This window comes from Fundidesulfovibrio sp. YSD1 (assembly GCF_055397115.1).
The window spans coordinates 578,954-599,709 of record NZ_AP043666.1; the positions used below are offsets into that span (position 1 = coordinate 578,954).

At 68.2% G+C, this 20,756-nt stretch carries 18 protein-coding genes; 11 read left to right on the forward strand and 7 right to left on the reverse strand.

The window, feature by feature from the left end:
* Positions 1-8: 8 nt before the first annotated feature.
* Entirely contained in the window at positions 9-512 is a 504-nt protein-coding gene (locus tag ACZ5V4_RS02770; RefSeq protein ID WP_464316649.1) for an NUDIX domain-containing protein, read from the reverse strand.
* A 152-nt stretch (positions 513-664) separates the two neighbouring features.
* Between ACZ5V4_RS02770 and ACZ5V4_RS02775 the strand changes: the two genes are divergently transcribed.
* Positions 665-1,567 carry a glycosyltransferase family 9 protein gene (locus ACZ5V4_RS02775; RefSeq protein WP_464316650.1) on the forward strand — a complete coding sequence of 301 codons (903 nt, stop codon included), beginning with the start codon at positions 665-667 and terminating at the stop codon, positions 1,565-1,567.
* A gap of 208 nt (positions 1,568-1,775) precedes the next feature.
* Here ACZ5V4_RS02775 and ACZ5V4_RS02780 read toward each other — a convergent pair whose 3' ends face one another.
* Positions 1,776-2,441: an L-threonylcarbamoyladenylate synthase gene (locus ACZ5V4_RS02780; RefSeq protein ID WP_464316651.1), complete on the reverse strand. Its 666-nt coding sequence runs from the start codon at positions 2,439-2,441 to the stop codon at positions 1,776-1,778.
* Here ACZ5V4_RS02780 and ACZ5V4_RS02785 point away from each other — a divergent pair.
* Entirely contained in the window at positions 2,440-4,089 is a 1,650-nt protein-coding gene (locus ACZ5V4_RS02785) for a glycosyltransferase (RefSeq protein ID WP_464316652.1), read from the forward strand. The two genes, ACZ5V4_RS02780 and ACZ5V4_RS02785, sit on opposite strands and share 2 nt — an antisense overlap.
* Before the next feature lie 224 nt (positions 4,090-4,313).
* On the opposite strand, the gene ACZ5V4_RS02790 is transcribed toward ACZ5V4_RS02785, so the two are convergent.
* Positions 4,314-6,599 carry a cysteine synthase gene (locus ACZ5V4_RS02790; protein ID WP_464316653.1) on the reverse strand — a complete coding sequence of 762 codons (2,286 nt, stop codon included), beginning with the start codon at positions 6,597-6,599 and terminating at the stop codon, positions 4,314-4,316.
* Positions 6,600-6,658: 59 nt separating this feature from the next.
* Between ACZ5V4_RS02790 and ACZ5V4_RS02795 the strand changes: the two genes are divergently transcribed.
* Positions 6,659-8,446, forward strand: a complete 1,788-nt coding sequence (locus ACZ5V4_RS02795; RefSeq protein ID WP_464316654.1) for a motility associated factor glycosyltransferase family protein — start codon at positions 6,659-6,661, stop codon at positions 8,444-8,446.
* 254 nt (positions 8,447-8,700) lie between these two features.
* On the opposite strand, the gene ACZ5V4_RS02800 is transcribed toward ACZ5V4_RS02795, so the two are convergent.
* The gene (locus tag ACZ5V4_RS02800) at positions 8,701-9,411 is read right to left on the reverse strand and encodes a Smr/MutS family protein (RefSeq protein WP_464316655.1); all 711 of its coding nucleotides are present in this window, start codon (positions 9,409-9,411) and stop codon (positions 8,701-8,703) included.
* Between the two features lie 228 nt (positions 9,412-9,639).
* Between ACZ5V4_RS02800 and ACZ5V4_RS02805 the strand changes: the two genes are divergently transcribed.
* From ACZ5V4_RS02805 to ACZ5V4_RS02820, 4 genes are all read left to right on the forward strand, one after another.
* Positions 9,640-10,629 (forward strand): DnaJ C-terminal domain-containing protein, encoded by a 990-nt coding sequence (locus ACZ5V4_RS02805; protein ID WP_464316656.1) that lies wholly within the window; start codon positions 9,640-9,642, stop codon positions 10,627-10,629.
* Positions 10,630-10,663: 34 nt separating this feature from the next.
* Positions 10,664-10,981, forward strand: coding sequence for a chaperone modulator CbpM (locus ACZ5V4_RS02810; RefSeq protein ID WP_464316657.1), 318 nt, complete (start codon positions 10,664-10,666; stop codon positions 10,979-10,981).
* A gap of 49 nt (positions 10,982-11,030) precedes the next feature.
* Positions 11,031-13,646 (forward strand): ATP-dependent chaperone ClpB, encoded by a 2,616-nt coding sequence (clpB, locus tag ACZ5V4_RS02815; RefSeq protein WP_464316658.1) that lies wholly within the window; start codon positions 11,031-11,033, stop codon positions 13,644-13,646.
* A 369-nt stretch (positions 13,647-14,015) separates the two neighbouring features.
* Positions 14,016-14,765 (forward strand): GGDEF domain-containing protein, encoded by a 750-nt coding sequence (locus tag ACZ5V4_RS02820; RefSeq protein WP_464316659.1) that lies wholly within the window; start codon positions 14,016-14,018, stop codon positions 14,763-14,765.
* Between the two features lie 12 nt (positions 14,766-14,777).
* Here the strand turns inward: ACZ5V4_RS02820 and ACZ5V4_RS02825 are convergent, their stop codons facing one another.
* The 3 genes from ACZ5V4_RS02825 to ACZ5V4_RS02835 form a co-directional block, all read right to left on the reverse strand.
* Positions 14,778-15,482 (reverse strand): HD-GYP domain-containing protein, encoded by a 705-nt coding sequence (locus tag ACZ5V4_RS02825; RefSeq protein WP_464316660.1) that lies wholly within the window; start codon positions 15,480-15,482, stop codon positions 14,778-14,780.
* Between the two features lie 93 nt (positions 15,483-15,575).
* Positions 15,576-15,815, reverse strand: a complete 240-nt coding sequence (locus ACZ5V4_RS02830; protein ID WP_464316661.1) for a DUF2905 domain-containing protein — start codon at positions 15,813-15,815, stop codon at positions 15,576-15,578.
* Between the two features lie 121 nt (positions 15,816-15,936).
* Complete coding sequence (locus tag ACZ5V4_RS02835) at positions 15,937-16,926, reverse strand: polysaccharide deacetylase family protein (RefSeq protein ID WP_464316662.1); 990 nt, start codon at positions 16,924-16,926, stop codon at positions 15,937-15,939.
* Positions 16,927-17,036: 110 nt separating this feature from the next.
* Between ACZ5V4_RS02835 and ACZ5V4_RS02840 the strand changes: the two genes are divergently transcribed.
* From ACZ5V4_RS02840 to ACZ5V4_RS02855, 4 genes are all read left to right on the forward strand, one after another.
* Positions 17,037-18,155: an aminotransferase class I/II-fold pyridoxal phosphate-dependent enzyme gene (locus tag ACZ5V4_RS02840; protein WP_464316663.1), complete on the forward strand. Its 1,119-nt coding sequence runs from the start codon at positions 17,037-17,039 to the stop codon at positions 18,153-18,155.
* A gap of 213 nt (positions 18,156-18,368) precedes the next feature.
* Complete coding sequence (locus ACZ5V4_RS02845; RefSeq protein WP_464316664.1) at positions 18,369-19,106, forward strand: basic amino acid ABC transporter substrate-binding protein; 738 nt, start codon at positions 18,369-18,371, stop codon at positions 19,104-19,106.
* 61 nt (positions 19,107-19,167) lie between these two features.
* Positions 19,168-19,959 (forward strand): amino acid ABC transporter permease, encoded by a 792-nt coding sequence (locus ACZ5V4_RS02850; protein WP_464316665.1) that lies wholly within the window; start codon positions 19,168-19,170, stop codon positions 19,957-19,959.
* A complete protein-coding gene (locus ACZ5V4_RS02855) occupies positions 19,946-20,686 on the forward strand; it encodes an amino acid ABC transporter ATP-binding protein (RefSeq protein WP_464316666.1) in 741 nt (246 codons plus the stop codon). The genes ACZ5V4_RS02850 and ACZ5V4_RS02855 overlap by 14 nt, the downstream gene beginning before the upstream one ends.
* Positions 20,687-20,756: the final 70 nt, after the last annotated feature.

The window sequence follows — 20,756 nt, forward strand, 5'->3', positions numbered from 1 at the left end:
GGCAAGCGTTACGATCCGGTGAAAAGCGCCTTGCTTCGCTGCTCTCGCGAGCCGTTCAGGTTCAGGAAGCGCCTTGCGTAGTCCGAAAGGATCAGCCCGTGGTCGAAGGCCAGGGGCCCGGGCAGCGCGTCCAGGGCGAACACCCCGGCCTTGCCCGCGTCGTCGCCCGCGTTCAGGCGGGAGATGTCCAGGGGCGTCGCGGTGAAGACAACGCTCAGGGTGTGCTTCCGGGCGTCGCGCGCGGGGTCGGAGTAGACCCCCAGGAGCCCGGTGAGCTCCACCTCGAGCCCGGTTTCCTCCAAGGCCTCGCGGATGGCCGCGCGCTCCACGGTCTCGCCGTAGTCCACGAACCCGCCGGGCAAGGCCCAGCCCACGGGGTCGTTCCTGCGCTCGATGAGCACCACGCGCCCGCCCGGACAGGCGATGACGACGTCAACGGTGGGCGTCGGGTTCCGGTAGGTCTCGATGGGACGGCCGCATCCCTCGCATTTTCTGGTGGCGCTGGTGTCCATTTCGCTGGAAATCCCCCCTGGACGACTTCCCTCAAGGCCCTGGGCGGGGGGGCTTTACACCCCGGGCCGGCGCGATGCAAAGACACGTCAGAATGAAAGCTATAGCGGGAACACCCCTACCTGACAAGGTTATTCTGGTTCATAACGGGGCCTTGGGCGATTTCCTCAACGTCTGGCCCTCGGCGTGGGCCGTGCGCCGCGCCTGGCCCGGCGCGAGGCTCTTCTGGGCAGGCGGCGCGGAGCGCATGCGCATCCTCGCCCCCCTGGGCGTCGAACCCTGCCCGCCGGACGTGCGCCGGGCCCTGGACCGCTGCCACGGCGCTACGCGCTGGCCCGAAGAACTCGCGGGCAGCCTGTGCCTCTGGTTCGTGGTGGAGCGCGTCCCGGACGTGCCCCGCTCCCCGAACCTGCATTTCCTGCCCGCCGTTCCCGGGAGCGCCCCCGCCGGGCATGTGCGCGACGAATACGCCCGCGCCCTGGCCCGGGCGGGCGTGCCCACCCCGCCCGGCTGGCTCGGTGACTTCCGCGCGCTCTTCGCGGGATCGCGGGAGTCCGGGCGAACAGTGCTCCTCTTCCCCGGGGCGGGCCATCCGCTCAAGCAGTGGCCCATGGTTCAATATTTTCAACTGGCGGATATGATCGAGGACGAGGGGCTAACCCCCCTGTTCGTGCTCGGCCCGGCGGAGATCGACCGGGGACTGGACCCTCAAGGGCGTCCCCACTCGGTGCCCGAGAGCCTGGACGAGCTCACGGCGCTTCTGCTCACGGCGCGCCTGGCCGTGGGCGGCGACACCGGCCCCATGCACCTGGCCGGGATGCTCGGCGTGCCGGGCGTCTCGATCTTCGGGCCGACGAGCTTCGCCCAGTGGGGGCCGGTGGGCATGCTGGAGGCGAGCCTGAAGCTGCCCTGCTCGCCCTGCACGCGGACCTGCGCGGATTTGGCCTGCGCGGATGCGCGCTGCCTGGCGGGGATCACGCCCCGGATGGTGATGGAAAAACTCGAACTGGCGGGGAAACAATGCAAAACCGGCTTTCAAGGCCCTGGTATTCCTTGAAAGCCGGCTTTGGCAAAAGGAGGAAGGATGAATCCCATGTAGCAAGGACGATGCCAACGTCACCACGGCCTCGAAACTTCACCCTAATGCTTCAATTTAACACACTCTTTTCTTATCAGGCCCACATCGAAACCGGCCGGAATCCGTTTAAAAACTTGAACTCCGCCCGGCCCCCCGGCCAATCCCCCCATCCGGGGTATAAAAACTTTTACGCTTCGGGCTTCACCGTGAACCCGGCCTTCTCGAGCTCCTCCACGGGCAGGGCTCCGGCGCGGAAGAGCCGCAGCTCGCGCCCGCCGAGGGGGCCGACCACGGTGGAGGCCAGCCCGCCCGCTGGCGTGGGGTTGCCGGTGAAGACGTAGTCCGCGCCCAGGCACACGGCTGGGTTCAGGTCCCCCACGTCGCTCACGGCCTGGCCGCCGCTGACGTTGGCGCTGGTGGCGGCCAGGGGCGCGCCCACTCGCAGGCAGAGCTCGCGCGCCTGGGGGTGCGAGGTCAGGCGCACGGACACGCAGCCCCTGGCGTCCAGGAGTTGCGTGGGCAGGTGAGGAGACGCGGGCACGATGATGGAGAGCGGCCCGGGCCAGAAGCGGCGCATGAGCTCCATGGCGGCGCCGTACCCCGGCCACTGCTCCGCGTCCGGGGCCAGCACCTGGCCCAGCTGCTCCAGGGAGCCGATGATCACGGGCAGGGGCTTGGCCCTGGGCCTGCCCTTGGTGGCGTTCACCCTTTCCAGGGCGTGGGCGCTTCCCACCGAGGCCCCCAACGCGTAGAAGGTCTCCGTGGGGTAGACGACGCAGCCGCCCCCGGCGAGGACGCGCGCGGCGCGGTCCAGTTGACTTTCCGGACAACAATCAACCTTCTCGCAGGACATGAGCCAACCCTCCCATGACTACCCGGGGCACTTCCCCTTCTTCGAAGCGGCCGACCTGGCCCGGCTCGCCGGGCCGCTGCCCACGTGGGCGCTCTCGACCGAAAGCCCCTGGCAGCAGTGGGGGCTGGCCGAAGGGATAGTTCGGGGAGCCCTCGGCAATCAAGTGCTGATGTCGGCCGTGGGCGGACTTTTGTCCTGGGCCTGGCAGGGCCGCCCCCTGCACGCGCCCATGCTGGGCCTGCTTCTGGCCCTGGACAAGGGGCTGCCGTTTCTCGCGCCGGAAATCCGCGACCGCCTCGCGGCCCTTAAAAAAATCCTCAAGCCCCTGGCGCCGAACCCGGCCTGGGAGGAAGCCAAGGCCGGCGGGGACCCGGCCGTGATAGCCTCCGTCCTCGAGCCGGCCCTCTCGGGGCCGTTCGCCGCTTCCTGGCTGGGCGAGGCCTGGGACGAGGTCGTCTCGCTTCCCGACCGGGACCTCGCGGCGTCGCTCATCGGCAAGGCCCTCAAGGACCCGGAGCTTTGCGAGCGTATGCTCATCGAGCTCGATTTCCACCACGGCCTGACCACCCTGCCGGACGCCCCCGGGGGGCTCTTCTCCCCGTTCTTCACCTTCCTGGCCGCGCGCCGGGCCGCGACGCGCGGCGACTCGTCCGCAGCGATGGCGGGCCTGCTGCCGCTTTTCAAGGCCATGCCCTGGAACACGAACCTGATCCTGGCCGCGCACGACGCGGCCAGCCTGCCCCAGGCAGGCCCGCTGCCCGACGAACCCGTGGCCGTGCTGGCCTACTGCTGGAACAAGGCCGAGCTGATCGCCCAGACCCTCGAGAGCGTCTTCGCCTCCGGCATCGGCGGCAACACGGTGTTCGTGCTGGACAACGGCTCAACCGACCCCACCCCCGACGCCCTGCGCGCGGCCCAGGACCGCTTCGGGGCGGACCGGCTGCATGTCGTCACCTTGCCGGTGAACGTGGGGGCTCCGGGAGCGCGCAACTGGCTCCTCTCGCTGCCCGAGGTGCGTGCATGCCGTTTCGCGGCCTTCCTGGACGACGACGTGATCCTGCCTGGCGACTGGCTCTCGAAGCTCCTCGACGCCGCGCTTCGCCACCCCGGGTGCTCCACGGTGGGCTGCGCCATCCGCGACCACGTGCACCCGCACAAGCTCCAATCCGCCGATTACCACCTGCTGCACCGCCTGCCGGGCGAGGCCGGGGGGGAACCCGGGGAGCGCCTGCGCGTGTTCAACAACTGCACCGGTTCGCTCGATCTCGGGCATTTCGCCTACGAGCGGCCGTGCCTCTCCGTCTCCGGGTGCTGCCACCTGCTGGACCTTTCCACCCTGGGCCCCATAGGGGCCTTCGACGTGCGCTACGCGCCCACGCAGTTCGACGACCTGGACCGGGACATCCGCTGCTTCCTGGCCGGGCGGCCGTGCGTCTACACCGGGCATCTCGCGGTGGACCACGTGCAGCGATCGAGCCTGAAGCAGGCGTCCTCGCCCGCGCAGGTCGGGCACATCATGGGGAACAAGATCAAGCTGGAGGCCAAGTACGACGACGCGCAACTGGACGCGATGATAGCCAAAAATTTCGAAATGGCCTGGGGCGACCTGCTGGCCAAGCAAACCACCTTGCTGGCCCTGGACAAGTAATCCACCCCTCTCGCCGCTCGCGGCGACGGCGGTCCGCCGGGATAAGCGCCGCCTTGGGCGCAGTCCCGGCGGTTTCCTCCCGCGCCCCTGTCCGCGCCCCTGTCCGGGCTTGCCGGTGACGCCCGCGAAGCCACTGCCGGGTCAAGGGGCAGGCACTGCCCCTTGCAGGTGCAGGACAGCGTCCTGCCGGGGTTCGGGGCAGCGCCCCGCCTATTTCCCCTTCCCTACTTCCTCGCCGCGTACAGCCTGGGCCCTGCGGCCGTGTCCTCCACGCGAAGGCCCAGGGCCTCGATGCCCGCGCGCAGCTCGTCGGCCAGGCTGAAGTCTTTTTTGGCCCGCGCCTTTTCCCGCCGTTCGGCCATCCCTGCCGCCTCCTCGGGCCAGTCCGCCCTGGGCAGGGGCATCTGCGACTGGTCCATGACGCCGAGCACGCTGTCCACGGCCTTGAGCCCTTCCAGGTAGGCGGCCGCGTCCGCCGGGGCCGCGCGCTTGGGCGAGGCGGCGGCGTTGGCCTTGCGGCAGAAGGCGAAGAGGTGCGGCCAGAAGCGGTGCAGGGCCAGGTCGTCGCTGACCGCGCGGTCCAGCTCCTGGCGCAGGGCGTCCACGGCGTCCGCCGCCTCGGCCGACGCTCCCTCCGCGCCGGTGGCGCAGTGGGAGAGGTTGGCGGCGGCCTCGTTCAACTTGCGCCAGTTGGCGGCCCACATGGCCAGGGTCTTTTCCGAGGCTTCCAGGGGCCTGCGGTAGTGCACGGAGAGAAGCCACAGGCGCGCGGCGTGATAGCCGCCCATGGCCTGGGCCGCCTGGGAAATCCGGGGCTCCTCCGCGCCCAGGCGCACGAGCCCGGAGAGGAGCCAGGCGTCCGGGCGCACGGAGGCGGCCTGGCTCCAGATGGCGCGCAGGTTCTCAAGGTGGGGGAAGGCGTGGGGCTCTCCGGCCAGCACGGCCTGGATGCGCGGCAGGCGCGAAAGCGGGCAGGCGGCCATCTGGAGGAACCAGCTCGGGCGCACGGCCCCCCATTCGGTCTGCACCACCTGCCCGAGCTTCAGGTCCTGGAGGCTGACGCGCTTGAGCAGGGTGAAGTCCTGGGGGTGCTCCTTGAGATAGTCGGCCAGGTCCACGGTCTTGCCCAGGGCCAGCTTGCCCAGGTCCGAGCGCGAGAGGCTTCCGTAGCCCTTGTCGCGCTCCACGTCGAAATAGACCGAGCGCAGCTTCTCGTAGCACATGCCCTTGCGCATGAGCGCGCGCGTCATCTCGAGCATGCGTTCGAGCTCGGCCGAGGCCGCCTGGAAGACGACGTCCGCCCCGAGCTTCTTGGCCAGGGTTTCGAGCCCTGCCACGGCTTCGGCCGCGAAGCCCTCGCGGCTCTTTTTCGCTGCGCGGGCACCGGCCAGGGTCCTGTCGTCGAGGTCGGCGAGGCCAGCCACCACCTGAGCCTCCTGGCCGCTAGCGCGGGCGTGGCGGGCCAGCACGTCCAGGAGCACCATGCGCCGCCAGGCCTCGGCCCCTTCCAGGGCGTCCAGGCTCGGGCCAAGGGTGTAGAATCCGGCCGGACCGGGGGTCAGGCTCACGGGCTTGCCCGTGGAGACGCAGCGCAGGCGCGCGCCCCTGGTTTCCGGGGCGGCGAAAAGGTCGGTGGAGAGATAGCGCTCGCCGCCATCGGGCAGGATGGCCACCACCACGCCGGAATCGAGCGAGGCGCAGAGCCTGACGGCGGCGGCCATGGCCGCCCCGCCGCTCATGCCCGCGAGGATGCCCTCGCTTCTGGCCAGGGCGCGGGCGGTCTCGAAGGCGGCCTCGTCCTCCACGTGGACCACCTCGGCCACGGCGTGCTTGTCGTAGATGCCCGGCGGATAGGACTCCTGCATGTTCTTGAGGCCCTGGATGCGGTGGCCGGGGTTGGGCTCCACGGCGACCACCCTGACGGCGGGGTTCAGCTCGGCCAGGCGCTTGGCGATGCCCATGGCCGTGCCCGTGGTGCCCAGGGTGGCCACCACGTGGGTGACTTCCCCGCCGGTCTGGTCCCAGATCTCCTGGCCCGTGCCCTGGTAGTGGGCCGCGATGCTGGCGGGGTTGTTGTACTGGTCGGTGAGGACGTAGCGCTCCGGATGCTCTCTCGCCAGGCGGTAGGCCTCCTCGATGGCCCCGTCGGTGCCGAGCTGGCCCGGGGTGAGGATCAGTTCGGCCCCGTAGGCGCGCATGATGCGCTTGCGCTCCTCCGAGGCGGACGCGGGCATGATCAGCGTGAGCTTCAGCCCCAGGACGGCGCAGACCATGGCCAGGCCGATGCCGGTGTTGCCGGAGGTGGCCTCGATGAGGGTCTTGTCCGGGGTGAGTTCCCCGGAATCCAGCGCGGCGCGGATCATGGCCAGGGCCACGCGGTCCTTGATGGAGCCGCCCGGGTTCTTGGCCTCGAGCTTCGCCAGAAGCGTGACGCGCGGGTTGGGGTTCAGCCGCCTGATCGTGACCAGGGGCGTGCCGCCCACCAGGGAAAGAATGTCCGGATGTGCCATGGCCTTGGGATTTAGGGCAAAGACTCCCTGCTGGCAAGGAACTTGCTAACACCTGCGGCATGATCAACCTGCACCAATACCTCACCGCCAACCTGGAAGCCCTGGCTGCCCGCAAGGAGCCCGTGGCCACCTGGCTGGCGCAGGGCGTGGCGGACGTGGAAGGCGCGCTGGAGCGCGTTTTCGTCAACCAGATGGGCCTTCTGGACTGGCGCATGGACGACGGCACGGGCCTGATCGCCAAATGTCCGCCGCTGCCGGTGCTCTACGACGAGTGGCGAAGCGTCAAAACTCCGGAGCGAGACGCCACGGTGATCGTGGGCGCGAACCTGGGCTACGGGCTGAACCACGTGCTCACGGGCACGCCCAACTCGCACAAGGTGCTGGTGATCGAACCCAGGCCCGACATGCTCCTGGCCTGCCTGGGCCAGACCGACTACCGGCCGTTCATGGAGATTGGGAAGCTGCGCTTCATCGTGCCCGGCCACGACCAGATCGAATCCGCCATCCAGCGCCTGGACCTGAACCTGGTCTACGGCAACATCCACTTGAGAAACGACGTGCCCTCGCAGCAGATCGGCCCCGAGTACGCCCAGGTCAGCCAGGTCACGCGCGGCAAGCTGGAGAACTTCGCGGTGGAGCTCGGCACCCTGCGCCTGAAGCAGGAGGTGATGGTGGGCAACGAGCTCTCCAACTACGCCCAGGCCATGGACAACGGCTCCCTCAAGCCCCTCCAGGGCATGGCCCAGGGCGTCACCGCCGTGATCCTGGGCGCAGGCCCGTCGCTGGCGTCCACCGGCCCGCAGCTGGCCGAACGCCCCGGGCACGCGCTCTACGCCTCGGCGCTCCAGACCATCCCGGCGCTGCAGCGCGTGGGCCTCAAGCCCGACCTGTGCCTGGCCATCGACTTCCGCGAGGAGATGCTGCGCCTCTACGACGGGATCACGGACCACTCCTGGCTTCACGACATCCCGCTCATCTACTCGACCAAGATGGACCCCGCCGTGGTCAGGCGCTACCCCGGCCCGAAGATCCCCCTGTGGACCATGGGCGGCATCGGCACCTACGTTTTCCAGGACCACGAGCTGGTGCTGGACGCGGGCGGCAACGTGGGCGTCACGCTGGCGCGGTTCCTCTCCTGGTGCGGGGTGAGCCGCATCCTGCTGGCCGGGCAGGACTTCTCCTGGCCCGGGGACCGCTCCCACGCGCCGGGCCACCACGCCCACGGCAACGTGCAGAATTTCGACCCCGAGCGGGACGTCAAGTTCACCAACCTCTGGGGACAGACCATCTACTCGAACGTCGGCTACCTCTCGGCCAAGCGCGACCTGGAGAAGGACCTGCGCAAGGCCCAGGTGCCCGTGTACAACATCTACGGCGGCGGCGCGGAGATCGAGGGCAGCCGTGTGGTGGACGTTGAGGAATGCCACCAGCGCGGGCTTCTGGCCTCGCAGCCCGGGGCCAAGGAGCGCTTCCTCGGCGCGATCCGCCGCGCCAACCAGCCGCGCGTGCGCCCCGTGTACCACCCGAGGCACGCCACCTGGAACACGTCGCTCAGAAACGCCACGCGACGCCTGGAAAAGCTTTTGAAGAAGCCCGGCAAGCACCAGGGCGACATCAGGCAGCTCCTGAACAACGTGCTGCACTTCCTCAAGCAGGACCCGCTCTACCTGCCCTACCTCTACAATGAGGTCATGGACATGGCGGCCATGGTCAACTGCAAGGACCGCTACGCGGCCACGGACATGAGGGAGTTCAAGGACATCCTCAAGCGGTCGCTTGAGAAGGTGAAACGCGTGGACGGCGCGCTTGGGCCGGACGGCATCGCCAGGAAGGAACAGGCGGCCTGAAGATCAAGAACCGGAAAGGGCTCCGCCCTCTCCGGACCTCTCCCGCCAGGGTGAGTGCCTCACCCTGGACCCGGCGATAGCTTCGCGTCGATCACCGAACGCCAATAAACAAGCCGCCCGCCTGGAAGCTCGCTTCCAGGCGGGCGGCACGTCATGGCAAGGGTGAAGCCCACGAAGCCGAACGCCGGGGTCCGGGGCAGGGATCCGCCCCCAGCAGGGCGCCGGGTAGAGCCTCGCCTCGAAAACTCCCTCTGCTAGTCGTCCCCCCAAAGATTGTCCCACTTGATCTTGCCCTCGGCCTTGCGGCGCTGGCGCAAAAGCACGTAGAGCGCCCCGGCCCCGCCGTGGCGCGGCTGGGCCGTGCAGAAGGCCAGCACCACCCTTTTCAGCGGATCGCGCGTGAGCCAGCTCTTCAGCTCCTCCTTGAGCACGGGCATGCCGCCGGGGGAGTTGATCCCGCGTCCGGGGATGAGCAGCAGGCAACGCTTGCCCTGGTAGTATTTCTCGCGGGTGAACACGAGGAGCGTCTCGTAGGCCTGGTCGGCGTTCAGGCCGTGCAGGTCCAGGTGCGCCTCGGGGCTGTAGGCCCCGGCCTTGAGCTGGCGGAAGATCTTCTGGTCGGTGCCCTTGACGAAGCCCTGGACGTACTCGTCGGTGTACTCCAGCTCGAACTCCACCTTCCCGGCCACCAGGTCGTAGAGCTTGGCCTTTGCCTCGGCGTCCGGATCGGCGGCCTTGGGCGGGGGCGCGGGCGTGGCGCGGGCGGCCACCTGCCTGCCCCCAGGGGCCTTGTCCAGCCTGTTCACGCCGGACATGGCCTGGGCGAACAGATCGCCCTCCTCCTGGGGCTCCGCCTGCGGCTTGGGCGCGGCTGCGGGTTTCGGGGCGGGAGCCTTGGGCTTTTCCTTCTTCAGCTTCAGGCCCTTGAGCTTGTCGAAGGGGCTGTTGAAATCGTCCTTTGGCATGCGGGGGTGCTAGCCTGCCTCGCCGCGCTTGGCAATGCCCCGCCGCGCCTGAGCGGATTCGGGGAGCACCCCGCGCACCGGCGCTCCTGGATTTTTCGCGGGCCTTGGCGTATCCTGGCTGGTATGGCTCCTGTCAGCATTCAATACGCTGGCATGCTTGACGCTTTTTGGGGCGTGATTATTATGTAAACTTGCTGCGGCCCCAACCGCCGACCAAAGGACAACCGCGTGGAATACAAAGACTATTACAAGCTCCTGAGCGTCGACCGCAAGGCCAGCCAGGAGGAAATCTCCAAGGCTTTCAAGAAGCTGGCCCGGCAGTGCCACCCGGACCTCCACCCGGGGGACGCGAGCGCCGAGACCAAATTCAAGGACATCAACGAAGCCTACGAGGTGCTGCGCGACCCGGAGAAGAGAAAGCTCTACGACCAGCTCGGCCCCAACTGGCAGCACGGCCAGAACTTCCAGCCGCCCCCGGGCTACGAGAACGTGCGCTTTCACTTCGGCGGCGCGGGCGGAGGCGGCCAGCAGTTCGACATGGGCGGCTTCTCGGACTTCTTCCAGACCATCTTCGGCGGCGCTGGCGGCTTCGGCCCGGGCGGGGGCTTCGCGGGCGGCGGGTTCGGGGGGGCGGGCGGCTACCAGCGCAGGCCCTCGCGCGGCCAGGACGTGGAGGCCGGGCTCGAACTCACCCTGGAGGAGGCCTACCACGGTGGCTCCAAGGCCATCACGCTCCAGGAGGAGGCCCTTTCCCCGGACGGACGGCCGTATCTGAAGCCCAAGACGCTCTCGGTGAACATCCCGCCGGGCGTGCGCGACGGGGCCAGGATCAGGCTCTCCGGCCAGGGCTCGCAGGGGGGCGGCGGCGGCCCCGCCGGTGACCTCTACCTCAAGGTGATGATCCGGCCGCACTCACGCTTCAAGTTGGAAGACGTGAACGTGGTAGTGGACCTGCCCCTGGCCCCCTGGGAGGCGGCGCTCGGGGCCACCGTGCGCGTGCCCACCCTGGACGGCGAGGTGGACATGACCGTGCCCGCCGGAATCGGCTCCGGGCGCAAGATGCGCATCCGGGGCAAGGGGCTCTCGGGCAAGGCCGGGCGCGGCGACCAGCTGGTGCGGGTGATGATCCAGTCGCCCAAGCAGCTCTCCGACAAGGAGCGCTCCCTGTGGGAGGAGCTGTCCCGCGAGTCCTCCTTCAACCCGCGCGAGAACCACTGACGCCGCCCAGGCGAGCGGCATACCGGAGGCTCAAATGACCGGCATCACCATCGTCACCGGCGGCGACCTGCCCGCGCGCTCGGAACTGATCGCCTGGGCGCAGTTCATCGAGATGACCGGCCTGCACCCGTCCTTCGTGGGCGAACTCATCGAGCTGGGCTGGCTCTCGCCCAGGCGCACCCACGGCGAGGCCTACCTCTTCAGGCGGCGCGACGTGTACCGCGTGAAGAAGCTCTCCAGGCTCTGCAACGACCTGGAGATCAACCCCGTGGGCGCGTCCATCATCGTGGACCTGGTGGAGCGCATCGAACAGCTGGAGAAGCGCGTGCGCGACCTGGAGCGGCTGTTCTAGCGGCGCCCGGGACGAATTTCCGAAAGAACCGGCTCTTCAAGGAGAGATCATGGATATCAACAAGTTCACGCAGAAATCCCAGGAGGCCATCAGCCAGGCCCAGGCCGTGGCCGTGCGCCTGGGGCACCAGCAGATAGACTCCGGGCACCTGATGATGGCCCTGGTGCAGCAGGAGCAGGGGCTCGTGCCCAGGCTGCTCGAGCGCGCGGGCTACGACGTTCGCGCCTTCGAACGCGCCCTGGAGGAGGAGCTCGGCAAGATGCCGCGCGTCTCGGGCCCGGGCTCGCAGCCCGGCCAGGTGTTCGTGACGCCGCGCGTCAACGAGGTGCTCGTGGCCGCCTCGGAACTGGCCAAGTCCATGAAGGACGACTACGTCTCCGTGGAGCACCTGTTCCTGACGCTTTTGGACGAGCCGCCCTCCTCCACGCTCGGCAAGGTGAACAGGCAGTTCGGGCTCACCCGCGAGAAGATCCTCTCCGTGCTCACCGACGTGCGCGGCACCCAGCGCGTCACCTCGGCCAACCCCGAGGAGACCTACGAGGCCCTCAAGAAGTACGGCCGCGACCTGGTGGAGGAGGCCCAGAAGGGCAAGCTCGACCCCGTGATCGGGCGCGACGAGGAGATCAGGCGCTGCGTGCGCATCCTCTCCCGGCGCACCAAGAACAACCCCGTGCTCATCGGCGAGGCGGGCGTGGGCAAGACCGCCATCGTGGAGGGTCTGGCCCAGCGCATCGTGAAGAAGGACGTGCCCGAGGGGCTCAAGGAAAAGTCCGTCTTCGCCCTGGACATGGGCGCGCTCATCGCCGGGGCCAAGTACCGCGGCGAGTTCGAGGAGCGCCTGAAGGCAGTGCTCAAGGAGGTGCAGGCCTCCGAGGGGCGCATCATCCTCTTCATCGACGAGCTGCACACCATCGTGGGCGCGGGCAAGGCCGAGGGGGCCATGGACGCGGGCAACCTGCTCAAGCCCATGCTGGCGCGCGGCGAACTGCACTGCATCGGCGCCACCACCATCGACGAGTACCGCAAGTACATCGAGAAGGACCCCGCGCTTGAGCGCCGCTTCCAGCCCGTGCTGGTGGACGAGCCCACCCTGGAGGACACCGTGTCCATCCTGCGCGGCCTGCGCGAACGCTTCGAGGTGCACCACGGCGTGCGCATCGCGGACGCGGCCCTGGTGGAGGCGGCCGTGCTCTCCACCCGCTATCTGCCGGACAGGCAGTTGCCGGACAAGGCCATCGACCTGATCGACGAGGCCGCAGCCATGATCCGCACCGAGATCGACTCCCTGCCCACGGAGCTCGACACCATCAACCGCCGGATCATGCAGCTGGAGATCGAGCAGGCCGCGCTGACCCGCGAGACGGACGCGGCCTCCAAGGAGCGCCTGGAGAAGCTGCGCGAGGAACTGGCCGGGCTCAAGGAGGAGCAGACCGGGCTCACGGCCCAGTGGGACCGCGAGAAGCAGGCCATCGACGGGCTGCGCTCCATCAAGGAAGAAATCGAGCGCACCCGCATCGACATGGAGAAGGCCGAGCGCGAGTACGACATGAACAAGGCCGCCGAGCTCAAGTACGGAAAGCTCAATCAGCTCGAGGGCGACTTGGCCAGGCGCGAGGCCGAGATCGAGAAGGCATCGGGCGGCCAGCGCCTGCTGCGCGAGGAGGTCGGCCCGGACGACGTGGCCCAGGTCATCGCGCGCTGGACCGGCATCCCGGTGACGCGCCTGCTGGAGACCGAGCGCGAGAAGCTTCTGCGCCTGCCCGACGAACTGCACAACCGGGTGGTGGGCCAGGAGGAGGCCGTCACCGCCGTGGCCGACGCCGTGCTTCGCGCCCGGGCCGGGCTCAAGGACCCCAAGCGGCCCATCGGCTCGTTCATCTTCCTCGGCCCAACCGGCGTGGGCAAGACCGAGCTTTGCAAGACCCTGGCCGAGTCGCTTTTCGACACCGAGGACAACATCGTGCGCCTGGACATGAGCGAATACATGGAGAAGCACACGGTCTCGCGCCTGATCGGAGCGCCCCCGGGCTACGTGGGCTACGACGAGGGAGGCCAGCTCACCGAGGCCGTGCGGCGAAAGCCCTACTCCGTCGTGCTCTTCGACGAGATCGAGAAGGCGCACCACGACGTGTTCAACGTGCTGCTCCAGATACTCGACGACGGCAGGCTCACGGACAGCCACGGCAAGACCGTGGACTTCAAGAACACCATCATCATCATGACCTCCAACCTGGGCTCGCAGTACATGCTCGACGGCATCCAGGAGGACGGCGAGTTCAAGCGCGGCACCGCCGAGAAGGTCATGGAGACGCTTCGCGGCCACTTCAGGCCGGAGTTCCTGAACCGCGTGGACGAGATCGTGCTCTTCAAGCCCCTGCTCAAGGAGCAGATCACGCGCATCGTGGAACTCATGCTCGGCGGGCTTCGGGCCAGGCTGGCCGAACGCAAGATCACCCTGGACCTCTCCGGCCAAGCCAAGGACTTCATCGCCGACGCGGCCTACGACCCGGTCTACGGCGCGCGGCCGCTTAGGCGCTACATCCAGGCGCACATCGAGACGCCACTGGCGAGAAAGCTCATCGGCGGCGAGATCGGCGACGGCCAGGCAGTGACCGTGGACGTGCTGGGCGACGAACTGGGCTTCACCGTCCAGCGCACGCAGTAGCGAGGCGGGGCTCTGCCCCGCGCCCCGGCAGGACGCTGTCCTGCACCTGCCGGGGGCAGTGCCTGCCCCCGGACCCCGGCAATAGCTTCGCGGGTTTCACCATGACCATGAAATATGGCCGCCCTTCCGGCTGGAAGCGCGCTTCCAGCCGGAAGGGCGGCCTAATGTCATGCACCCGGTGACCTGCGCGAAGCGAATGCGGGATGCAAGGGGATCATCCCCCTGCTGGGTCCAGGGCAAAGCCCTGGCAGGACGAGGGCTTTGCCGCGCGGAGCGCGATTTCAAACAATACCGCCGCGGTATGCTTTGACTTGCTTTTTGCGCTGAAATGACTAGTTACCCAGCAACGCTGCACGTACGGTTTTGTCCATGTTTCCCGTTCGAATGTCCAAGCCATGCCGGGGCCGCCGCTGCCGGAGGAGATCGCGCGCGCTCCAGGGCGCGCTGCTCGCCGTGTGCGCTCCCGCCGGGTGGCTCGCGCTCCAGTCCCTGGGCGGGCAAACGCCCCTCGAGACCCTGGCCGGGTCCCCGGGGCTCTTCGCCTACATGCTCTTCGGCACCATGACCGCCTTCGGGCTCTTCGGCTGGCTCCTGGGGCGCGAGGAGGAGCGCCTGAGCGCGCTGGCCATGCAGGACGAGCTCACCGGGCTGGCCAACAACCGCCTCTTCGGGCAGCGCCTTTCGGAATGCCTGGCCCAGGGAGTGCGCAACGCCACGCCCCAGAGCCTGCTGCTCATCGACATGGACCACTTCAAGTCCATCAACGACACTTACGGCCACCAGGCCGGGGACGTGGCGCTCAAGACCGCCGCCTCGGTGATCCGCTCCAGCGTGCGCGCCTCCGACGTGACCGCGCGCATCGGCGGCGAGGAGTTCGCGGTGATCCTGCCCGACACCCCGGTGGAGGAGGCCCGCAACGCCGCCGAGCGCATCCTCGCCGGGCTGCGCTCCGCCAGCGTGCGCCTCTCCGGCGGGGGCGTCATAGAGCTCTCGGCCTCCATCGGCCTTGCCGGCGGCGTGCCCGCCGGGGGCGAGTCGCCCTACGCGCTCATCGCCCAGGCGGACAAGGCCCTCTACAAGGCCAAGGACGACGGGCGCGGCCGCCTCGCCGCCGCCTGACCCGGGCCGCGCTCAGCAACCGGCCGCCACGGGCTCGCGCCGCGCGTCCCCGCTCCCGAAGCTTCCCGCCCCCTGCGCGGCCAGCACATGGCCGATCTCGCCCTCGTTCCTGAAGAGGTCCCGGCAGACGTCCGGGTCGTAGCGCGTGCCCACGCAGCGCTCCAGCTCCCCGAGGGCTTGGGCGAAGGTCATGGCCGGGCTGTAGACCCGTTTCTCGAGCATGGCCGCCAGGCTGTCCGCCACGGCCAGGATGCGCCCGCCCAGGGGGATGTCCTTGCCGGAGAGCCCGCGCGGATAGCCGCCGCCGTCGAAGGACTCGTGGTGCGAGAGCACCATCTCGGCCACCCCGCCGCGCGTGGCGAAGAGGCCGATGGGCTTGAGTATCTCCGCCCCGGTGGCCGGGTGCTCCCGGATGAGCGCCCAATCCGCCGCGTTCAGGCGTCCGGGCTTCAGGAGCACGGCGTCCGGGATGCCGATCTTGCCGATGTCGTGCAGGTGCCCGGCGATGTGGATCACGTCCGCCTGCTTGGCCGAAAGCCCGTGGGCCAGGGCCAGGATGGAGGCCAGGTCCGCCGTGAGCACGGAGTGCTCGAAAAGGCGCTTGTCCTTGGCGTCCACGGCCCTGCCCAGGGTGTCCGCGAGCTGGTGCACGGTGGCCGCCATCTGCCCGCAACGGTATGTGCCCAGGCAATCATCCAAGCCGCAAAGAAGTTTCATCTGCTGTCCCGCCCGTGTGTGCTTGGGACCAGATAGCGAAATTGATTCTCATAATCAATAGCTGGACGGGCAACAGGCCGGAATTATTGACCGCTATTTGCGGAATAACCAGAGGATGAGGCTGATGAGGCTCAGGACCGCGCTGATGACCAGGCAGGTGACGATGGGGAAGCTCACGCGGAAGTTCTCGTCGCCAAAGGAGATGTCCCCTGGCAGCCGCCCCAGGGGGATGCGCTGGAACACGTCTTTCAGCGGCCCGAGCCTGTCAGCGAAAACCATCGCAAGGCCCACACAGACGAAGACGACGCCCAGGATGATGAAGAACCTGCCCACGATTCCCTCCCGCCAGCCCGATGTGGCGTCCACTGAACAAATACATATTCCATGGATAACAACATGAAGTAACTAGTCTTATTCCTGAAGAACACGTTCATGTCCTTCTAAGGATGCGCCACTAACGCGCCTTTCGGTGCGTGGTGCCGTCGCCGTACTGGGCGTCGTACACCGCGGTATCGCCGGGGCGGGAGTCGTAGCACTGTTTGGCGGCCACGGCCTTGCCCGAAGCCAGGAGAGCGCCCACCGTGACCAGCCTGTAGCCCCTGGCCCGAAGCTCCGGTACGAACAGGCGCAGCGCCTCGGCGGTGGCGCGGCCGAACCCGTTGGCGTGGCCAAGCACGATGGAGCCCGGCCCCACCGCGCGCAGCACGTCGCGGACGATGGCCTGGGCCTGGCGGCCCTTGGCCGCGTCCATGGTGTTCACGTCCCACTGCACGGCCGCTATTCCCTTGGCCGCGAGCATCTCCAGGGCCTCGGCCCCGCAGCGCCCGTACGGGAAGCGGTACAGGCGCATGGCCGCCGGAACGCCGGCCACGGCGTCCCCGGCCCCGCGTTCGGCGGCAAGGCGCACCAGTTCTTCGCGCGTGAGCTCGTACTGGGCCTGGGACCAGTCGATCTGGCGGCGCATGCCCTCCCGGTCCAGCACGGCCATGTTGCCGTGGGTCCAGCCGTGGCCGCCCAGTTCGAAGAGCGGGTCGGACATGAGCTGCATGGCGCGCCCGGGGTGCGAGCGCATCCACTTGCCCCCGGCGAAGAAGGTCGCCGGGGCCTTGAGCTCCCGCAGGGTCTGCACCAGTTCCCCGTCGTACCCGGCGCGCTGGTCCGAGAGCTCGCAGAGGTCGAAGGTGAGCGCCACGAGCTTCTCGCCGCCCGTGTCCACGCGCCTGATCGACCCCTTGAGGCTCTCGGGCAGCGCGGGCAGCGGCGCGGGCGAGCGCTCCCCGGGGCCGGTGAGGTCGGGCGGCCCCAGGCGGCCGGGCTTGTTCTCGCCGGGAACGGGGGTCAGTTCGTCCTGGCTCCAGAGCGCTCCCGCCCGGGCCTGAGCCGGGGCCGCCACGGCCAGGAACACGAGGGTGAACGCCGCCAAGGTTCTTCCAAGTCGCGTCATGCTTCCTCCGGCCCCGGAGCCTACGCCCGCGCGCGCCGGCCCGCAAGCCGGTTGCGGGCCGGGCTGCGCGCCTGTATGAACGCGGAATCTTTTCACAAGGGAGACACGCCGTGAAACTGCCCCCCTTCCGCCTGGAACGCTACTTCGCAAGGCACGAATTCAACGCCCCCCACCTCTTGTGCGTCTCGGACTGCCAGAGCCTGAGCGTGGGCGAACTCCTGGACCTGGAGCCGGGGTCGCGGGAGGCTTTCGAACGCCTTTCCCTGGGCTACACCGAATCCCCGGGCGGGACGGAACTTCGCGCCGGAATCGCCGGGCTCTATGAGGGGCTCGATCCAGGCGGCGTGCTCGTGCACGTGGGCGCGCAGGAGGCCATCTTCACCTTCGCCGCCGCCTGCCTCTCCCCGGGCGACCACGTGATCGTCCAGATGCCCTGCTACCAGTCCCTGGCCCAGGTGGCCGAAACCCTGGGCTGCACGGTGACGCCCTGGGTCTGCCGGGAGGAGAACGGCTGGGTCCCGGACGCGGACGAACTCGCGCGCCTGGCGGGCCCGGGCGTGAAGGCCATCTTCGTCAACTCGCCCCACAACCCCACGGGCGCGCGCCTGGACGCCGGGGCGATGGAGCGCGTGGCCGCCGTGGCCGCGAAGCTCGGCTGCCTGCTCTTCTCCGACGAGGTCTACCGCTTCCTGGAGTACGGCGACGCCCCCGCGGCCCGCCCGGCCTGCGAGCTCTACGAGCGCGCCGTGAGCCTTGGCGTCATGTCCAAGTCCTTCGGCCTGGCCGGGCTGCGCGTGGGCTGGGCCGCCAGCCGCGACAAGAAGGCGCTGGCGGCCATGGCCCAGGTGAAGGACTACACCACCATCTGCGGCAGCGCGCCCGGGGAATTCCTGGCCGCGCTGGCGCTTCGCCGCAGGGAAGCGGTGCTTGGGAGAAACCGCGCGCTCACGCTCTCGAACCTCGCGCTGCTTTCCGGTTTCATGGGGCGCCACCAGGGCCTGCTCTCATGGGCCGCGCCCTCGGGCGGCCCCATCGCCTTCCCGCGCCTGGCCTCTGGGGGGGACGCCGAGCCCTTCTGCGCCGAGGTGCTGGAGGGGGCGGGGGTGCTCCTTTTGCCCGGCGGGCTCTACGGCGAGCGCTGGCGGGCGCACTTCCGGGTCGGCTTCGGCCGGGCTTCCTTCGCCGAGGGGCTCGCAGCGCTCGAGGCGTACCTCGCCGGCCGGGCATGAGCGCCCCCGGGAGGCTCGCGAAAGGTCTTTCCCAAGGATGGCGAAGGTTTAAGCGCACCCCGGACAGGAGCCGCCTTCTAATTGAATTATCTTGTCTTTTTGCCTAAAATGGGCAATCGTGTCCGGTCGCGTGACGAACGTGCGAAGGAACTTCCGGCGCCGGTCCACCATGGCCCGCGCCGTGCCCGAAACAAACCAAACCCGGAGAAAACCATGCGCAGAATCGTCGTCCTGGCCGCCCTGATGCTCGCCCTGCTCGCCCAGTCCGCCTGGGCCAAGACCATCGTCTTCGCTTCCGACGCCACCTGGCCCCCCATGGAGTTCGTCGATGCCGACAAGAAGATGACCGGCTTCGCCATCGACTACATGACCGCCGCCGGCAAGGAAGCCGGGTTCACCCCCGAGTTCAAGGCCGTTGCCTGGGACGGCATCTTCGCCGGCCTGGCCGCCAACAAATACGACGCCATCTGCTCCTCCGTGTCCATCACCGAGGAACGTAAAGGCACCATGGACTTCTCCGAGCCCTACTTCAAGGTCCGCCAGGCCCTGGTGGTGCCCGTCGCCTCCAACGCCAAGAGCTTCGCCGACATGAAGGGCAAGACCGTGGGCGCCCAGATCTCCACCACCGGCCACCTGGCCCTGAAGAAGGTCGAAGGCATCAAGGACAAGTCCTACGACGAAGTCGGCCTGGCCATCGAGGACCTGTTCAACGGCCGCATCGACGCCGTGGTCTGCGACGACCCCGTCGCCGCCAACTACGCCCTGCAGACCGAAAAGTACAAGGGCAAGCTCAAGATCGGCGGCATCATCGAGTCCGGCGAGGACGAGTTCTACGGCATCGCCGTGAAGAAAGGCGACAAGGAGAACCTGGCCCTGATCAACAAGGGCATCGCCGCCGTGAAGGCCAAGGGCATCGACAAGGAACTCATGAAGAAGTGGATCGGCCAGTAGACCTGCAACTTCCGGGAGGGGAGGGCTGAAACCGGCCCTCCCCTTCTTCTTTAAAACACCCATGCAGACCCAACAACCCACCCCCGTCATCGAGCAGCACGACGGCCCGGCCATCCCCCGCAAATCGGATCGGGGGCTCGTCTCGGCCTGGTGGCTCTCGCTTACCCTGTCCGTCGGCACCCTCGCCTACCTGGTGTTCGTGGAAAAGGGCGCGTACATGCGCCTGGTCAAGTTCATCCCGGACGGCGTGGCCATCACCTTCCAGGTGACCGTCTACTCCATCGTGCTGGCGCTCCTCCTTGGTCTGCTCACGGGCCTGGGCAGGGTGTCGCGCAACCGCTGGATCAACCTGGTGGCCTCCACCTACGTGGAGATCATCCGGGGCATCCCGCTCCTGGTGCAGCTTTTCTACATCTATTACGCCCTGGGCAGGTTCGTGCGCGTGCCGGACATGGTGGCGGCGGTCATCGCCATGGCCGTGTGCTACGGCGCGTACCTGGGCGAGATCTTCCGCGCGGGCATCCTGGCCATCGACAAGGGCCAGACCGAGGCCGCGCGCTCGCTGGGCTTCAGCCGCGCCCAGACCATGCGTTACGTCATCCTGCCCCAGGCCATGCGCATCATCCTGCCGCCGGTCGGAAACGAATTCATCATGCTGCTCAAGGACACCTCGCTGGTTTCCATCCTCGCCGTGGCGGACCTGTTGCGCCGGGGCCGCGAATTCGCATCCGAGACGTTTCTGTATTTCGAGACCTACACCGTGGTGGCGCTCATCTACCTGATCATCACCCTGCTGCTCTCCAAGATGGTCTCCAAGCTCGAAGAGAGGCTCTCCTACTATGTCAAACGCTGAGCCCATCATCTCCATCCAGGGCGTGGGCAAGTTCTTCGGGAAGCTGCGAGCGCTCTCGAACGTCAGCATGGACGTGGTCCCGGGCGAGAAGGTGGTCATCATCGGCCCCTCGGGCTCGGGCAAGTCCACCCTGCTGCGCACCATCAACCGCCTGGAGACCATCGACGCCGGGCGCATCGTGGTGGACGGCTTCGACCTCTCCGACGCCAAGGTGGACATCAACCAGGTGCGCATGGAAGTGGGCATGGTCTTCCAGTCTTTCAACCTCTTCCCGCACTACACGGTGCTGGACAACGTGACCCTGGCCCCCATCAAGCTGCGCCGCGAGCCCAAGGCCCAGGCCGAGGAAAAGGCCCGGGCGCTCCTGAAGAAGGTCGGCATCGAGGAGAAGGCCGACGTGTTCCCCTCCATGCTCTCGGGCGGCCAGCAGCAGCGCGTGGCCATCGCCAGGGCGCTGGCCATGAACCCCAAGATCATGCTCTTCGACGAGCCCACCTCGGCCCTCGACCCCGAGATGATCGGCGAGGTGCTGGCCGTCATGCTGGACCTGGCCCGCGAGGGCATGACCATGGTGGTGGTGACCCACGAGATGGGCTTCGCCCGCCAGGCCGCAGACCGCATCGTGTTCATGGACCAGGGGCAGATCATCGACCACGGCCCCCCGGCCGAGTTCTTCGAGAGCGCCAAGCACCCCAGGGCCCAGAAGTTCCTGGAGCAGATCCTCTAGCCTCGAAATCACCCGAAAAAGCCGGGGCCCGGCCGCATGAACGTGCGGCCGGGCCCCGGCTTTTTCGCGT

Coding starts and splice junctions, on each gene's coding strand:
- ACZ5V4_RS02770 (WP_464316649.1), bottom strand. CDS start 512: ATGGACACCAGCGCCACCAGAAAATGCGAGGGATGCGGCCGTCCCATC.
- ACZ5V4_RS02785 (WP_464316652.1), top strand. CDS start 2,440: ATGAGCCAACCCTCCCATGACTACCCGGGGCACTTCCCCTTCTTCGAA.
- ACZ5V4_RS02780 (WP_464316651.1), bottom strand. CDS start 2,441: ATGTCCTGCGAGAAGGTTGATTGTTGTCCGGAAAGTCAACTGGACCGC.
- ACZ5V4_RS02790 (WP_464316653.1), bottom strand. CDS start 6,599: ATGGCACATCCGGACATTCTTTCCCTGGTGGGCGGCACGCCCCTGGTC.
- ACZ5V4_RS02795 (WP_464316654.1), top strand. CDS start 6,659: ATGATCAACCTGCACCAATACCTCACCGCCAACCTGGAAGCCCTGGCT.
- ACZ5V4_RS02800 (WP_464316655.1), bottom strand. CDS start 9,411: ATGCCAAAGGACGATTTCAACAGCCCCTTCGACAAGCTCAAGGGCCTG.
- ACZ5V4_RS02810 (WP_464316657.1), top strand. CDS start 10,664: ATGACCGGCATCACCATCGTCACCGGCGGCGACCTGCCCGCGCGCTCG.
- clpB (WP_464316658.1), top strand. CDS start 11,031: ATGGATATCAACAAGTTCACGCAGAAATCCCAGGAGGCCATCAGCCAG.
- ACZ5V4_RS02820 (WP_464316659.1), top strand. CDS start 14,016: ATGTTTCCCGTTCGAATGTCCAAGCCATGCCGGGGCCGCCGCTGCCGG.
- ACZ5V4_RS02825 (WP_464316660.1), bottom strand. CDS start 15,482: ATGAAACTTCTTTGCGGCTTGGATGATTGCCTGGGCACATACCGTTGC.
- ACZ5V4_RS02835 (WP_464316662.1), bottom strand. CDS start 16,926: ATGACGCGACTTGGAAGAACCTTGGCGGCGTTCACCCTCGTGTTCCTG.
- ACZ5V4_RS02845 (WP_464316664.1), top strand. CDS start 18,369: ATGCGCAGAATCGTCGTCCTGGCCGCCCTGATGCTCGCCCTGCTCGCC.
- ACZ5V4_RS02850 (WP_464316665.1), top strand. CDS start 19,168: ATGCAGACCCAACAACCCACCCCCGTCATCGAGCAGCACGACGGCCCG.
- ACZ5V4_RS02855 (WP_464316666.1), top strand. CDS start 19,946: ATGTCAAACGCTGAGCCCATCATCTCCATCCAGGGCGTGGGCAAGTTC.